The organism is Micromonospora noduli, from assembly GCF_003264475.1.
Classification (GTDB): Bacteria; Actinomycetota; Actinomycetes; order Mycobacteriales; family Micromonosporaceae; genus Micromonospora; species Micromonospora noduli.
The window spans coordinates 52,639-67,572 of record NZ_PYAC01000007.1 but is presented as its reverse complement, the minus strand read 5'-3'; the positions used below and the strand labels follow the sequence as shown (position 1 = coordinate 67,572).

14 protein-coding genes and 1 tRNA gene are annotated in these 14,934 nt (G+C 68.8%); 14 read left to right on the top strand and 1 reads right to left on the bottom strand.

What is annotated here, in order from left to right:
* Positions 1-39: 39 nt before the first annotated feature.
* The 8 genes from MED15_RS10045 to MED15_RS10010 all read left to right on the top strand — a co-directional run bounded on the left by MED15_RS10045 (position 40) and on the right by MED15_RS10010 (position 9,032).
* Positions 40-645, top strand: coding sequence for a NuoI/complex I 23 kDa subunit family protein (locus MED15_RS10045; RefSeq protein ID WP_112584780.1), 606 nt, complete (start codon positions 40-42; stop codon positions 643-645).
* A gap of 25 nt (positions 646-670) precedes the next feature.
* Positions 671-1,231, top strand: a complete 561-nt coding sequence (locus tag MED15_RS10040; protein ID WP_112584782.1) for an NADH-quinone oxidoreductase subunit J family protein — start codon at positions 671-673, stop codon at positions 1,229-1,231.
* The gene (gene nuoK / locus MED15_RS10035; RefSeq protein ID WP_112726548.1) at positions 1,228-1,590 is read left to right on the top strand and encodes an NADH-quinone oxidoreductase subunit NuoK; all 363 of its coding nucleotides are present in this window, start codon (positions 1,228-1,230) and stop codon (positions 1,588-1,590) included. Before MED15_RS10040 ends, nuoK begins: the two co-directional genes overlap by 4 nt.
* Entirely contained in the window at positions 1,587-3,518 is a 1,932-nt protein-coding gene (locus MED15_RS10030) for an NADH-quinone oxidoreductase subunit 5 family protein (protein WP_112735423.1), read from the top strand. Before nuoK ends, MED15_RS10030 begins: the two co-directional genes overlap by 4 nt.
* 55 nt (positions 3,519-3,573) lie before the next feature.
* Complete coding sequence (locus MED15_RS10025; protein WP_112605381.1) at positions 3,574-5,082, top strand: complex I subunit 4 family protein; 1,509 nt, start codon at positions 3,574-3,576, stop codon at positions 5,080-5,082.
* Between the two features lie 55 nt (positions 5,083-5,137).
* On the top strand, positions 5,138-6,637 hold the full coding sequence (locus MED15_RS10020; RefSeq protein WP_112735421.1) for an NADH-quinone oxidoreductase subunit N: 1,500 nt from the start codon (positions 5,138-5,140) through the stop codon (positions 6,635-6,637).
* Between the two features lie 113 nt (positions 6,638-6,750).
* Positions 6,751-7,626 (top strand): zinc metalloprotease HtpX, encoded by an 876-nt coding sequence (gene htpX / locus MED15_RS10015; protein WP_112700485.1) that lies wholly within the window; start codon positions 6,751-6,753, stop codon positions 7,624-7,626.
* A 146-nt stretch (positions 7,627-7,772) separates the two neighbouring features.
* Positions 7,773-9,032 carry an MFS transporter gene (locus MED15_RS10010; protein WP_112735419.1) on the top strand — a complete coding sequence of 420 codons (1,260 nt, stop codon included), beginning with the start codon at positions 7,773-7,775 and terminating at the stop codon, positions 9,030-9,032.
* Positions 9,033-9,180: 148 nt separating this feature from the next.
* Here MED15_RS10010 and MED15_RS10005 read toward each other — a convergent pair whose 3' ends face one another.
* Positions 9,181-9,675 carry a YajQ family cyclic di-GMP-binding protein gene (locus MED15_RS10005; RefSeq protein ID WP_091402478.1) on the bottom strand — a complete coding sequence of 165 codons (495 nt, stop codon included), beginning with the start codon at positions 9,673-9,675 and terminating at the stop codon, positions 9,181-9,183.
* Between the two features lie 147 nt (positions 9,676-9,822).
* On the opposite strand from MED15_RS10005, the gene MED15_RS10000 reads away from it, so the two are divergent.
* From MED15_RS10000 to MED15_RS09975, 6 genes are all read left to right on the top strand, one after another.
* Positions 9,823-9,906, top strand: a tRNA-Tyr gene (locus MED15_RS10000).
* A 1,282-nt stretch (positions 9,907-11,188) separates the two neighbouring features.
* On the top strand, positions 11,189-11,929 hold the full coding sequence (locus MED15_RS09995; RefSeq protein WP_167457633.1) for a TIR domain-containing protein: 741 nt from the start codon (positions 11,189-11,191) through the stop codon (positions 11,927-11,929).
* A gap of 250 nt (positions 11,930-12,179) precedes the next feature.
* Entirely contained in the window at positions 12,180-12,563 is a 384-nt protein-coding gene (locus MED15_RS09990) for a TIR domain-containing protein (protein WP_112735415.1), read from the top strand.
* Complete coding sequence (locus MED15_RS09985) at positions 12,560-13,024, top strand: RipA family octameric membrane protein (protein WP_208646610.1); 465 nt, start codon at positions 12,560-12,562, stop codon at positions 13,022-13,024. Before MED15_RS09990 ends, MED15_RS09985 begins: the two co-directional genes overlap by 4 nt.
* The gene (locus MED15_RS34805) at positions 13,021-13,326 is read left to right on the top strand and encodes a DUF7701 domain-containing protein (protein ID WP_112735411.1); all 306 of its coding nucleotides are present in this window, start codon (positions 13,021-13,023) and stop codon (positions 13,324-13,326) included. Before MED15_RS09985 ends, MED15_RS34805 begins: the two co-directional genes overlap by 4 nt.
* Before the next feature lie 341 nt (positions 13,327-13,667).
* Positions 13,668-14,456, top strand: a complete 789-nt coding sequence (locus tag MED15_RS09975; RefSeq protein WP_146766706.1) for a hypothetical protein — start codon at positions 13,668-13,670, stop codon at positions 14,454-14,456.
* The last annotated feature ends 478 nt before the right edge of the window (positions 14,457-14,934 follow it).

The window sequence follows — 14,934 nt, the reverse complement described above, 5'->3', positions numbered from 1 at the left end:
TGTGGGTGGTGGTCGCGCGCGCCGTGGCCACAGGGCAGGATGGTCGACATGAGCGACCCCGGCGAGCGCGGTGACACCAGCGGACGCGGCCTTCCCGGCGCGGGCCTGGTGAAAGGGCTGGCGGTCACCCTCAAGACGATGACCAGCCGTTCGACCACCCAGCAGTACCCGGACACGGCCCCCGACCTGCCGCCCCGCTCGCGCGGCGTGATCGCCCTGTCCGAGGAGAACTGCACGGTCTGCATGCTCTGCGCCCGCGAGTGTCCGGACTGGTGCATCTACATCGACTCGCACAAGGAGGAGGTGGTGGTGCCCGGCGCCGCCCGCCCCCGCCAGCGCAACGTGCTCGACAAGTTCGACATCGACTTCTCGCTCTGCATGTACTGCGGCATCTGCATCGAGGTCTGCCCGTTCGACGCGCTCTACTGGTCGCCGGAGTTCGAGTACGCCGAGTACGACATCAAGGACCTGCTGCACGACAAGGACCACCTCGGTCAGTGGATGGCCACCGTTCCGCCGCCGCCCGCGCACGACCCGAACGGCGAGCCGGCCAAGGAGGAGACCTCCGCCGCGCGCAAGGCGGCCGCCGCACGTCCCGCTCCGCCAGCGGTACGCCCCGACGCCGACCAGGACCCGGCGTCGTGAGCGCCCGAGCGGGAAGGGCGCCCCGGTGACCGGGGCGGACGTGCTGCTGCTCGCCCTCGGCGCGGTGGCGGTCGGTGCCGGCGTGCTGGTGGTGACCACGAAACACCTGGTCCGGGCCGGGCTCTACCTGGTGGTGTGCCTGGGCGCGTTGGCCGGTGACTTCCTGGTGCTCAGCGCCGAGCTGGTGGCCTGGGTGCAGGTGCTGATCTACGTAGGCGCGGTGGTGGTCCTGCTGCTGTTCGCGGTGATGCTGACCCGGGCCCCGATCGGCGCCTCCGACGACCTGGACCGGCCCGGCTGGCCGGCCGCGCTGATCGGTGGCGGCGCCGGGCTGGGGCTGACCGCCCTGCTGGTCGACGCGTACCGCTGGAGCACCGTGACGCTGCCCAGCGCCGGCACCGCCGAACGGCTGGGCGAGCAGATCTTCCAATCCTGGGTGCTGCCGTTCGAGGTGCTCTCGGTGCTGCTGCTCTCCGCGCTGGTGGGCGCGATCGTGCTGTCCCGCCCGGACATCGGCCGAGCCGCCCCGCAACGCGACAGCACGGCAGGCGACCTGGTCGACAGCGAGCCCGGGGGGCGCCGGTGAGGCCGGTCATCCCGTACGTCACCGCCGCGCTGCTGTTCGGCCTCGGCGTGTACGGCGTACTGCGCCGCCGCAACGCGGTGCTGGTGCTGATGTCGGTCGAGTTGATGCTCAACGCGGTCAACCTGATCCTGGTCACCGCTGACACCACCGCCCGCGCCGTGCTCCCGCACTCGGGGCAGGTCTTCGCGCTGTTCGTCATCGTCCTCGCCGCCGCCGAGATCGGGGTGGGGCTGGCGATCGTCCTTCAGCTCTACCGGCTGCGGGCGACCGTCGCGGTGGATGACGTGCCGCTGACCGAGTCGCCGGACCCCGTCGGTGGGCGCGAGCCGGCCGTCGAGGATTCGGAGGCGGGCCGGTGACCGGGCTGCTCGGGGCGCTGCTGCCCGCCGTACCGCTGGTCGCCGGGCTGCTCGGTCTGCTGCTGCCGCCGGCCCCTCGGCGCGACGGCGCGACCGGCGGCGACCGGGCCCGGACGGCCGCCGTGACGCTCGGCGTCGCCGGTGCGGCCGGCGCGCTGGCGCTGGCCGTCGCGCTGCTGCTCACTGTCGACGGGCCGACGGAGACGTCGGCCACCTGGGTGGACTTCGGCGGGCTGGCGGTGACCCTCGGCGTACGGCTGGACGGTGCCGCAGCGCTGGTCGCGGTGGCGGTCACCGCTGTCGCCCTGGCCGTGCAGGTCTATTCGATCGGCTACCTGCGGCGCGGCCCGCACGACGACGTCGACGTGGACCACCGCTACCCGCCCTACGCCGCCCAGATCAGCCTCTTCACCGGTGCCATGCTGCTGGTGGTGGTCGCCGGTGACCTGATCATGCTGTTGGTCGGCTGGGAGGTGATGGGCCTCTGCTCGTACCTCCTGATCGCCCACGACCGTCGACTGGCCGGCGCCCCCGCCGCCGCCATGAAGGCGTTCCTGGTGACCCGGGTCGGTGACGTCGGGTTCCTGCTCGGCATCGCGCTGCTGGGCGTGTCGACGGGCAGCTTCCGGATCGCCGACGTGCTCGCCCACGACCACTCCGGCGCGACGTTGACCGCTGCGGGCCTGCTGCTGCTCGCCGGTGTGGCCGGCAAGAGCGCGCAGTTCCCGCTGCACACCTGGCTGCCGGACGCGATGGCCGGTCCGACCCCGATCTCCGCGCTGATCCACGCCGCGACGATGGTCGCCGCCGGGGTGTACGCGGTGGCCCGGCTCTACCCGCTTTTCACCGCCGCGCCGGTGACGCTGACCGTGCTGGGCGTGCTCGGCGCGATCACGCTGCTGCTCGGCGCGCTCGCCGCCACCGCCCAGGACGACATCAAACGCGTGCTGGCCTGGTCGACAGTGTCCCAACTGGGTTACATGACCGGCGCGCTGGCGGTCGGTTCACCGTCGGCCGCACTGTTCCACCTGCTCACCCATGCCGCCTTCAAGGCGTTGCTGTTCCTCGCCGCCGGCGCGGTGATCCACGCCGTCGGCACCACCCTCATGTCGGAGATGGGCGGGTTGCGGCGCAGCATGCCGGTGACGTTCTGGTGCACTGTGGTGGGCCTGGGCGCGCTGGCCGGGGTGCCGCCGTTGGCCGGTTTCTGGAGCAAGGACGGCGTACTGACGGTCGCCGAGTCGGCCGCGCTGGAGGGCACCGGCCCGGCCCCGTCCTGGGTGGGCTGGATCGTCTGGATCGCCGGGCTGGTCGGCGTGGCGATCACCGCCTGGTACGCAGGTCGGCTGCTGCTGCGCGCCTTCTTCGGCACCCCGCGCCTGCCCCTGGTCCAGCCGCACGATCCGCCGGCCGTGCTGCGCTGGCCGGTGCTGCTGCTGGCCGTGCCGGCCGCGCTGCTCGGTCTGGCCGGGTTCGTCGGGGCGTTCGCCGACCGCCTGCGGTTCCCCACCGTCCCGGTGGCGGGCTCCGAGGACGGCCTGGTCCACCTGGGGCCGGGGGTGCTGCTGCCGCTCGCGTTCCTGCTGCTCGGCGCCGCGCTGGTGACGCTGGGCTGGCGGCGCGACAAGGCCGCCGACCCGGCCGGAGCGCTGGGTCCGCTGCGGCCGGTCTTCGCCCGCGCGTTCCGGCTCGACGACGTCCAGCGCACCCTCGTGGTACGCCCCGTCCGCGCGCTGGCCCGCGCCGCGCGCACGAGTGACGAGGTGGTGGTGGACGGCGCGGTCGAGGGCAGCGGGCGAGCCGCGTCCGGTCTGGGCGCAGGGCTGGCCGTGCTGCACCGCGCGGCGCTGCCCCGGGCCGCCGCCGGCGTGCTGGCCGGCGCGCTGCTGATCGGCCTGGCCGCCGCCCTAATCGGAGGCATCCAGTGAGCGCGAGGATTGAGCCGGGTTTGCGAACCCCGCAGCCGCGAACAGAGGCGGTCCAATGACGTTCGGGCAGGGGTTGCTGGTAGCGGTGCTGGCGGTGCCGGCGTTGGGTGCGGTAGCGGTGGCGGCGACGCCCCGGGACCGGGCGGCCCGGCTGGTCGGCACTGTCGCGGCGGCGTTGACCCTGCTGGCCGCGGTGCCGCTGGTGTTCGGCGGTCGCGGCTGGGTCGCCTGGTCGGCGGACGCGCCGGCAGTGCGCCCGTGGCACCAACTGGACCTGCCCTGGGTGCCCGGTCTGGAGTTGCGCTTCCACCTCGGCGTCGACGGCATCTCCTGGCCGCTGGTGGTGTTGACCGCGCTGCTCACGTTGCTCTGCTGCGCGTACACGATGTGGCGGGTTCCGGACGGCGGCAGCGGCCGGGCGCTTGTCGCGCTGCTGCTGGTGGTCGAGGTGGGCATCCTGGGCACCTTCCTCGCCCTGGACCTGGTGTTGTTCTTCCTCTTCTTCGAGGTCGTCCTGCTGCCGATGTACGCGATCATCGCCGGCTGGGGTGGCGCGGACCGGCGTCGGGCGGCCCGGAAGTTCGCCCTCTACACGCTGTTCGGCTCGGTGCTGCTGCTGGTCGGCGTCTACGTCGTGGTCGCCGCCGCCGGCACCGCCGACCTGGTGACGTTGACCGGTGGCGCGGGGATGTCCCGGGGCACCCAGTTGGCCGCGTTCACGCTGCTCGCGTTGGCGTTCGCGGTGAAGAGCCCGCTGTGGCCGTTGCACTCCTGGCTGCCCGACGCGCACACCCAGGCACCCACCGTGGGCAGTGTCGTGTTGGCCGGTGTGCTGCTCAAGATGGGCACGTACGGCCTGATAAGGGTCGCGGTGGGAGTGGCGCCGGAGGGCGCCCGTTGGGCGGCGCCGGTGCTCGGCGTGCTCGCCGTCGCCGCGATCCTGATCGGTTCGCTGGTCTGCCTGGCCCAGTCGGACGTGAAGCGGCTCATCGCGTACTCCAGCGTGGGGCACATGGGCTTCGTGCTGCTGGGCGTCGCCACGCTGACCGCCACCGGCATCCAGGCGGCGTTGATCGGCAACGTCGCCCACGGGGTGATCACCGGCCTGCTGTTCTTCCTGGCCGGGGCGGTGAAGGACCGTACCGGCACGGGCACCCTCAATGAGCTGTCCGGGCTGCGGGAGACCGCGCCCCGGTTGGCGGGTCTGCTCGCGTTCGCGGCGATCGCGTCGCTGGGCCTGCCCGGGCTTGCCGGCTTCTGGGGCGAGGCGTTCGCGGTGATCGCCGCCGTGCAGGTGGGCGGCCCGCTCTGGACCACCCTCGGGGTGCTGGCGGCGGTCGGTGGGGCGCTCACCGCCGCGTACTTCCTGCGGTTGCTGCGCCAGGTCACCCACAATCGGCCGAGCCCCGCCGTCGGTCGGGTCGGCCCCGGCCTGGCCGGTGCGGAGTTGACCGCCTGGGTGCCGCTCGTGCTGCTCGCGTTGGCCATCGGGCTGGCGCCGACGCTGGTCCTCGGCGTCGCCGAGGCCCCCGTCGACGCCCTGATCGGTGTGGTTTCCCGGTGAGCGCGAGGAGTGCAGCGAAGCGGAGCCCCGCAGTCGCGAACGAAGGCAGGCTCAGATGAACGTCGTGCAGAGCGTGGACAGCGTCGCGCTGCTGCCGGCCTACCTGGCCGCCGGCACGGCCGTGCTCGTGCTCATCACCGATCTGCTCGTGGCCCGGCCACGGGCCACCATCGCCGTGGCCGCGCTCGGCGCGCTCGGCACCGCCGTCGGCTCCGCGCTGGTCGGGGCGGGTGCCGAGCGGCGGACGTTCTGCGTGGGCACCGACTGCTCCTGGATCTTCGGCGGCCGCGCGGCAGTGGTCGCCGTGGTGATCGCGCTGCTCACAGTGGGCGTGCTCGGGCTGTCGGTGCCCGCGCTGCGGGCCGGGCGGTCACCCGTCGGGGAGTACGCCTTCCTGCTGGCCTGCTCGATGACCGGCGGCGTGGTGCTCGGCGCGGCCGGCGACCTGATCACGCTGATCGTCGCCCTGGAGACGCTGACCCTGCCGCTGTACGTGCTGGTCGGCCTGCGCCGGGGGAGCCTCGCGAGCGCCGAGGCGGCGGTGACCTTCTTCGTGGTCAGCGTGGTGGCGACCACGCTGACCCTGCTCGGCGCGGCGCTGCTGTACGCGGTGACCGGTGGGCTGCACCTGGACCGGCTCGGCGCGTTGCTCGCCGAGCAGCCGGAGCTGCGGGACCTGCCGTTGACCACCGCCGCGGTTGCGGTGCTGCTGGTCGGCCTGGCCTTCAAGGTGGCGGCGGTGCCGTTCCACGCCTGGGCGCCGGCCACCTACGACGGCGCGCCGCTGCCGGTGGCCGCGTACCTGTCCACCGCGTCGAAGCTGGGCGGCCTGGTCGCCCTGCTCGCCGTGGTGCAACGGGCGCTGCCGGCGGACCAGACCGGTCCGGTGCTCGCCGTGCTCGCCGTGCTCACCATGACCGTCGGCAACCTGGTCGCCCTGCGTCAGCGGCGGACCGTCCGGCTGCTCGCCTGGTCGTCCGTCGCGCAGGCCGGGTACATCCTCGCCCCGCTGGGAGCGTTGGCGCTGGCCGCCGGACGCACGGACGAGGCACGCTCCGCCGCGTACGCGGCCGCCATCGCGTACGCCGTGTTCTTCGTGGTGTTGGAGCTGGCCGCGTTCGCCGGAGTGACAGCACTGCGGCCGGTGGGTGCGGACGGCGGCACGCTGGACGACCTGCGCGGGGCAGCCCGGCGGCATCCGTGGCGAGCTGCGGCGTTCGGTCTCGCGTTGGTGGGTCTGGCTGGTCTGCCGCCGGGGCTGGCCGGCCTGTTCGCGAAGGTGACAGTGGTCCGGGCGCTCCTGGACGGTGGCGCGGCCTGGCTGGCGCTGGTGGTGGCGCTGAACGCCGTGATCGGGCTCGCCTACTACCTGCGGGTGACCGCCGCGCTCTGGGCGCCGCCCGCGACGCCCGGCCCGGCCGCGGCGCTCGCCGGTGGCGGGGCGTCGGGCGTACCCGTGGTGGGTGTGGTGGCGGTGGTGCTGGCGGTGGCGACGGTGGCCGCCGTGGTGCTCGGCCTCGCCCCGCAGCTGGTGCTTGACCTGGCCGGCCGCTGACCCACCTGGGCCCCGTCTCAGTCAACTCTCAGCGTTGAGACGGATGGTTGGTGGGTACCGGGTTGTTACACCGGTCAGCGGATCCCGGCGATCCGTGCACCGAAGGAGACATCGTGCACCACAACCGTCTGAAGACCGCAGCGCTGCTCGGCCTGCTCAGCGCCCTGATCCTGGCGGTGGGCTACTGGTTCGGCGGCAGCGGCGGCCTGGTCATCGCCGTCCTCGTGTCTCTGGTCATGAACGGCGTCACCTACTTCTACTCCGACAAGCTCGCACTACGCTCGATGGGGGCGCAACCGGTCACCGAGGCGCAGTTCCCCGAGCTGTACCGGATGGTCCGGGAGTTGGCCACCGACGCCCGGCAGCCGATGCCTCGGCTCTACGTCAGCCCCACCTCGCAGCCCAACGCGTTCGCCACCGGTCGCAACCCGCAGCACGCGGCCGTCTGCGTCACGCAGGGCATCACCGAGATCCTCGACTACCGTGAACTGCGCGGCGTGATCGGGCACGAGCTGTCCCACGTCTACAACCGGGACATCCTGATCTCCAGCGTGGCGGCCGGCCTGGCCAGCATCATCACCCTGCTGGCGAACCTCGCCTTCTTCATCCCGCTGGGCGGCGGGGACGACGAGGACCGACCCAACCCGGCTGTGCTGCTGCTCACCCTGATCCTGGGCCCGATCGCGGCCACGGTGATCCAGTTGGCGATCAGCCGGAGCCGCGAGTTCCAGGCGGACGCCTCCGGCGCCGAGCTGAGCCGCGACCCGCTGGCCCTGGCCAGCGCGCTCCGCAAGATCGACGCGGTGGCCCGACGCCGGCCGTTGCCGGCCCAGGGCCAGCTCACCAGCACCGCCCACCTCATGATCGCCAACCCCTTCCGGGGCGGCGGCATGGCAGCGCTCTTCTCCACCCACCCGAAGATGGAGGACCGCGTCGCCCGGCTGGAGCAGATGGCCCGCAACTCGGGGCCGGTGCAGTTCCAGCGGTGACCCGCTGATCCACCGCCTCCGCCCGTACCCGGCCGCGCCGGGTACGGGCGGATCGCTGTGTCGGAGGCTATTCCGCTGTCCTGCTGCCAGGCGGCGGCGTTAGGGTCATAACGGCTCACGCTCATTACATCCTCGGGAGGTTCACGGTGACCGCGCTGCGTCAGTACCTGGGTGTCTGGCGGATCCCCGGCGCGCCCATGCTGCTGATCACCGGCATCATCGGGCGGCTCGGAATCGGCATGACCCCGCTGGCGCTGCTCCTGGTCGTCGAACAGGTGACCGGGCGCTACTCGCTGGCCGCCATCGCCGGCGGCATCTACGCCCTCGCCGGGGCCGCGCTCAGCCCGGTGGCCGGACGGATCGCCGACCGGGTCGGCCCCAGCCCCGTCCTGCTGCTCACCGCCGTGGCCCACCCGCTGGCGCTCATCGGGCTGCTGCTGGCCAGCCGCTCCGGCGACGACGCGCTCCCCGTCATCTACCTCACCGCAGGCGTGGCCGGCGCCACCTACCCGCCGCTCAGCGCCGCCATCCGAGGCGCCTGGAACGACCTGACCGGCCCCAACTCCGGCCGATACCACCTCCGCAACACCGCGCTGGCCGCCGAGACCACACTGTTCGAAATCGTCTTCGTCCTCGGCCCACTGCTCGTCGCCGGGTTCGTCCTCGTCGCCGACGCGGCGGCCGCGCTGATCGGTGCGGCCGTGGTCACCCTGGTCGGCACCACCGCCGTGGCCCTCGGCCGGGTCATGCGCGGCTGGCGTCCGCACCCGCAGGAACACCACGCCCGCGGGCTCGGCCCACTACGGGTCCCCGGCTTCCCAGCCCTGCTGATCTGCGTCGCCGGCCTGGGCATCGCATTCGGGGCCGCCGGTGTGATCGTGCCGGCATTCGCGAGCGACCACGCCACCGGCGACCCGGAAAGCCTCGCCGGCGTCCTGCTCGCGGTCTGGGGGGTCGGCAGTGCCATCGGTGGGCTTTTGTTCGGCGTCCGCAAGCCAGCACCGAACATGACCCGACAGTTCGCCCTGCTGCTCGCTGCGCTGGCCGCCACCTTCGCCGTGTTCGCGGTGATGCCCACCCCGCTCGCGCTGGGTGTCGCGCTGGTCGTCGGCGGGGCCACCATCGCGCCCGCGCTGACCCTGGAGAACACCCTGGTCGGCCGGATCGCCCCAACCGGCATGTTGAACGAGGCGTACACCTGGGTGGTCACCGTCGCTGTGGCGTCGAGCGCCGCCGGCGGCTCGGTGGCCGGCGTGATCGTGGACCACGCCGGCGGCGTCCGCTGGGCGTTCCTGTTCGCCGGGGCGGCGGTCGCCGTCGGGGCCGCGGTCGCCGCACTACCCGCCGGGCCCATCGCCCGTGCGGAAACCACTGCGGTACGCGCCGAACACCCCGTCCCCGTCTGACCGCCGTGCCGTGGTTGGTGTTCTTGATCGACTCGGGTTTCTGAATGTCGCGGTGTCCCGGTCGCCCGGATGCCCCGACTTTCAGGAACCCGAGTCGATCTCAGCCCGTCGCGCTGCGCCCGGTGGACCGGATCGCTGGAGACAGCCGTCAGCGGTAGTTGTTGAACTGGAGGGCGACGCCGAAGTCCTCGCCCTTGAGCAGCGAGATGACCGCCTGGAGGTCGTCCCTCTTCTTGCCGGTAACCCGCAGCTGGTCGCCCTGGATCTGCGCCTGCACGCCCTTGGGGCCCTCTTCGCGAATCTTCTTGCTGATCGCCTTGGCCTTGTCCGTCTCGATGCCCTGGATCACCTTGCAGTCGATCTTGAAGATCTTGCCCGACGGGCGCGGCTCCCCAGCATCCAGCGACTTCAGCGAGATGTTCCGCTTGACGAGCTTCTCCTTGAACACGTCCAGTGCGGCGCGGACGCGCTCCTCGGTCTCCGCCTGAAGGCCGATCGCCTCCTCGCCTGACCAGGAGATCTCAGCGCCGGTGCCGCGGAAGTCGAATCGCGTCGCAAGCTCCTTCTCCGCCTGCCGGAGGGCGTTGTCGACCTCCTGACGGTCAACCTTGCTCACGATGTCGAACGACGGGTTCGCTGCCATGTTTCTGCTCCTGCTGTCCGGCGGTCTGGGCCTGCCGTCGGCCGCCGACCAGCGGCACGACCCCCTGACCGTACCCGGTTGCGTAGGCACCGGGGGGAGCCGCTATCCTTGCTTCCGCCGCCGCGTTACGACGCGGTGGGGTGCCCTGGCGGGTTGCCCGAGCGGCCAATGGGAGCGGACTGTAAATCCGTCGCGAAAGCTTCAGAGGTTCGAATCCTCTACCCGCCACCAGGTGCGGACACGGCCCCTGACCAGCAGAGATGCTGGTCAGGGGCCGTTGTCGTTTGTCTGGCCGAGTCCGGCTGGGTCCAGCCGTTGACGACTGGTTGTGGGCAGATGGTGGGCAGGTCGATCTTGCCTCTCAGTGCTCCTCTGGGGGCTGCGAACGCCCGTGCTCCGGGAGTTGCCGGCCTGGCTTGATCGCACCTGGAGCACTGGCTGAGGCTGCCGCGGGCTTAGCTGCTGCTTAGGTAGCCCGGGGGCAAGCCAGTCCCGGGGTTGGACTGGCGCGGCAGTCGGAAGCCCTCGCCCTCGATCAGGTCGACCTGCCGGCTTCCGTGCCGCCTGGCCTTGGTCGTGCTGCGTCTGGATCAGTGGAGTTCGGGGCGGCGGTCCGGCGGCAGTCGGTGGCTCTCCGCCCCGGCGCCGGAGGCGGCCGGGGCGGCTTGCCGCCGGCCGGCTCACCGCCCGCGCCGCGCGAAGCGCGGCGCCTTGATCCAAAACAGAGGAAATCGGCAATGAAACCATTCGGCCCCCCGGATGCCGCACGGCTTTGCCGCCAGGGACTCGAACCCTGAACATCTCCGGCCTGTTCCTGATCAACTTAATCGGGCGTATCGGCTGCCTGGCTGGGCCGGTTCTGCCCTTACAACGGTTGTCAGTCCGTGTTGGTATCCGTTTGTGCCGGATTTGTGAGCGTGGATCGTGGGCACAGCTGGCTCCGCATTTGTTTGGTAGATCGACCCGAGCTGGTAGGTGTCGTCGTACTCCTGAGCACGCAACGTCGGCCAGTACGTGATCTGCGGCTTCGTGCGGTCGAGCATCTTGGCATCAATCCCTCGTCAGCTCGCGCGACATCGTCGATGACGTAGAGGTAGAAGTTCTCGGGCTCGTGACGGCCGCCCGAACCTGTCGATCCTCCAACGGGACCGGGGCGCTTCGAGCCGACCCGCCGAAGGCCTTCACATCGATCTGTCGCAGTGGGCTGCTGACGTCGTGAGGAGCGCCGTGAGATGGACATCTTCGGGCACCCGGCCGTTGCGGCGTTCGATCTCGGACGGCACCTTCGCTCCGTGGCCCCTGGATATGAAATGCCGGCAGCGCGGTCGTAGCCTGGCGCCGAACGCGGCCAACAGGCAGGATGGCGACTGTCGCGGTCTGGCTCCTCGCGGGTCGGTTGCTGTACTTCACTGCTGTACGAATCGCTCAGTAATCCTCCTGTGCGAGTAGCGCCCCGAGCGATGCGGGTGATCCTGAGCCACTGAACGTCCGTCCACAGGCAAGGAACGGAACCTTGAGGATCTTCATCTCTTGGAGCGGCGAACCTAGTCGTTCAATCGCCAGGGCTATTCGCGATTGGCTTAGAGTAGTCGTCCAGCATTCGGATCCATGGATGTCCGACCAAGAGATTGCAAGCGGCGTCAGGTGGAATGATTCGCTCGCCGACGCGCTGGAGCAAAGCGACTTCGGGCTCGTCTGCGTTACGCGCAAGAATCAATCTGCGCCGTGGCTCATGTTCGAATCCGGAGCATTAGCAAAGCACTTGAAGACGGCTCGCCTCGTTCCTCTGTGCATAGACCTTGCGCCAACCGAAATCACGTCTCCTTTGCAAGCCTTCCAGGCACGAACTCTAGACCGCGAGGGAATCCGCAGGTTGGTTCAAGATCTTAGCGCTCTAGCAAAGCAGCCCGTGCCCCGAGAAAGTGTCGATATGCTTTTCGAGGCCATGTGGCCGAAGCTTGAGCCAGAGATTGCAGCGGCAAACAATGCAGAAGGTTCACTCGAAAGGCCAAAGCGGTCGACCGACGACATGCTCGTCGAGCTAGTTACCAGAATGCGCGACATCGAGCGTTCTCTGGAAAACGAACGCAAGGGCGTCGATGCGCAGGATATAGCGCACTTGGCGGACATTGCCACCGTCCTGAACGAGGCGTCGCACCGAATGAGCCATCTTGAAGACACTGCCTACATGCTCAAACGAGCTGCAGATACGTTTATGAGATTTCGCGGTGATGGTGACGCCCTGAGCGGGTGAGCAAATTACGACAGCTCCGGACGAAGATCAGACACGGCTACGGTGACCATAGGTCACAGCTTGAGATCACGCTCCTGGCCATACGGGCGAAAGAGGTCGCCAGTCAGGCGGGCTTAGGATGGCCGACACGCCGAGTGACCAGCTAACGTAAAGATCGACGCGCAAGAGTCCCGGCACATCCGGTAGTGTCTTTGCGCCGCACCGGGGACAGGTGTGGCCTAGCCGGGGAACGGCCCGGATTGGGGGGGAAATGGCAAAACGCGCCTTCATTAGCTTCGACTACGATTACGACAAATTTCTCAAGGATGCCTTGGTGGGTCAAGCAAAGAATTCAGACTCGCCCTTCGAGATCCACGACTGGTCCATAAAGGTCGCCTCGTCGGATTGGCAAAAGAAGGCAAGGGCGCGTATTCGCGCGAGCGACGTCGTGCCGGTCATCTGCGGCCTTTACACTGACCTCGCCGTGGGAGTTTCGAAAGAGATCGAGATCGCGCGCGCTGAAGGCATTCCGTACTTTCTCCTGCAGGGCTACAAAAGCGGCAACGGCAAGAGGCCCGCGAGCGCCAAGTCCACCGACAAAATCTATACCTGGACGTGGGATAACCTAAAGGCACTTATCGGTGGGGCCCGTTGACAGAGCTGCAACCTCCAACCGATCCGGTCGTCGTGGATCTTTACAAAATGGCAGTTGAGATGGCGGACCGCGTGTCGGTACGGCGAGCCACCTCGAACGCCTTTTTTCTGACTGCGCAGACAACATTAGTCGCAGTTTTCGGCATCGCGATGCCCTCTCTTGAGAAGGCATCGTTATTCGTGGTGGTTGCCATCGCTGGCGCCGGTATGATTCTGTCAGCATCATGGTGGCTTCAACTGCGCAGCTACCGGGATTTGAATACGGCAAAATTCGCCGTCATAAACTCCATGGAGGATCGGCTCCCCATCCGAATATTCGCCGAGGAGTGGGAAATCCTCAAGCAGGACCCGATCAGGAAATGGCGACCGCGATACGCAGAATTAGGGGCAATTGAACGAACGGTTCCGTGGATATTTGCCTGCATTTACCTGCTTTTTGTAGTCGGGAGAATTGACGGATGAGATCCTATCTAAGTGCTGACGCGGCTCTGATTCGTTCCCAGGTTGCCGACAAAGACCTGATACCGTCGGATTCCGACGGCCTGTTCCTCATTTACGCGCTCCTTCTGCGTTCTAAGGGTGCAGACGTTACGTCGGCCGACGTTCATGACGCTTGGGCTGTCTGGATAACGATGAGGAACGAGAAACATGCTGCGCTAGTCCCCTTCAACGATCTTGACAAAGAGACTAAGAAAGAAGATGGCCCGTTCGTCCAGGCCATTCGACGCGCGGCGGGATTGAAAGATGGTGGAACCGGACGATGAGTTCGGCCGTATGAAGTAGGCACTGGAAGCATTCGCTCATAGAGGTGAGGCGCTTGGGCCCTCGATCACTCACTCCACCTGCCGGTCTGCCGTCGAACCGTGCTCCATGAAGCGGGCCAGGGCTCGGTCGTCAAGAAGCCGGCGGACTGTGTTGCGGCCACCTCTGGGCTGGGGTGAGGGCCTTGCTGCCGCATTCATGGACGGCTTAGTCGCAACCATGCCGGATCTGTGTCACCTTTGCCGGGCAGTGATCAGTAGGTTGTGTTCACCCAGAACGTGAGAGGGCATCCATGTACAACCTACTTGTGGGCTTCCCTGACGGGACGGCTTTCGGAGGCCGCGTGGTGGAGCACACCGACGAGGCGATCCGCGCCTACGTTGCTCCGGGTGGGCGCGTAGAGCCGTCACGGTTAGTGAACCTGCCGACCTTGGTAATGCCCGAACTCGGTGACGGTGAGCCACAGATTGCTCGCGTTGGACGCATCGAAAACCTCGTGTTGTCTGGCAGCGACTATCGGTTTCGGTTCGTGCCCAACCCCGCGGTCCCGGAGATCGCGATCACACAGATTGAGGCAGCAGCGCAGCACCTGGGGATTACTGATTGGGAGTTCGTCCGGACGCATTGGGCGGTGAAGGACGTGGACCTCTATCGCGTTCTCAACGAGACAGTTACGGGTGCCACTCCTGCGCCTAGGGCGTTCCGGCTCCCGATCGAGGCCCCGCGCGAGGCTGACCTTGTCGCCGTAATGATGCCATTTGACGCACGGTTCGACCCTGTATACGAGGCGTTAGATGCGGCTGCTGCGGACGCTGGTCTGCGGTGCCACCGTGCCGATAACATCTGGGTTCACGACCACATCATGGATGATCTCATCAGCCTCATCTGGCGCGCGCGGGCGGTGATCTCCGACTTCACCAATAAGAACGCCAACGTCTTCTACGAGACGGGGATTGCGCATACCCTTGGGCGTGATGTCATCCAGATCACCCAGTCGGTCGAAGATGTTCCCTTTGACCTGCGTTCCATTCGGTCTGTGCCTTATCTGGCCAATGGTGAGGGCTTTCTGCGCCTAAGGGAGCAGGTCGCGGACAGACTGCGAGACCTCGTTGCCCGCTCCAGGGTCTTGTGACCGCGAGGCCCAACGGCCGGGGCGGCCTTAGGTTGGCGCCTGCATAGCGGCGTCGCCGGCGGTCCGCTCGCGCGTCAGGCAGGCGTTGACGGACTCGCGAGCAGGGTCGGCAAAGGCCGCCTTGCGTGAGGCGGGGTGGGGATACAGCCTGTGCACCCTGGGCAGGCCCCTGGCCTGCCGGCAGCGCCGGCCCGATGGGTCCCAGAGGTGATTGGGTCAGGGGCGGCCCGCAGGGTTGTTGTTCAGCGACGTGAAGCGCCCTTGACCTTGGAGGGGCGGCCCCGCAGACTGCGCGCCGCATCCCCACGATGGCCGGCGGTGGCTCGCCCTATGGCGCGACGATCGCCGCGCCCAGCTGGCTGCCGGCCCACCGCCCCATCGACCAATGGCCTGTCGTCTGCGGTGGCCCTCCCGGCCCCCTCTCCGCGCCAGCCGCCGGGCATAGGCGCGACAGCCGCAGAGCGACAGCGGCAGCGGC

Bases quoted from the DNA above. Each gene is read 5' to 3' on its own strand.
- MED15_RS10045 (WP_112584780.1), top strand. From the start codon at position 40: ATGGTCGACATGAGCGACCCCGGCGAGCGCGGTGACACCAGCGGACGC.
- MED15_RS10025 (WP_112605381.1), top strand. From the start codon at position 3,574: ATGACGTTCGGGCAGGGGTTGCTGGTAGCGGTGCTGGCGGTGCCGGCG.
- MED15_RS10020 (WP_112735421.1), top strand. From the start codon at position 5,138: ATGAACGTCGTGCAGAGCGTGGACAGCGTCGCGCTGCTGCCGGCCTAC.
- MED15_RS10005 (WP_091402478.1), bottom strand. From the start codon at position 9,675: ATGGCAGCGAACCCGTCGTTCGACATCGTGAGCAAGGTTGACCGTCAG.
- MED15_RS09990 (WP_112735415.1), top strand. From the start codon at position 12,180: ATGGCAAAACGCGCCTTCATTAGCTTCGACTACGATTACGACAAATTT.
- MED15_RS34805 (WP_112735411.1), top strand. From the start codon at position 13,021: ATGAGATCCTATCTAAGTGCTGACGCGGCTCTGATTCGTTCCCAGGTT.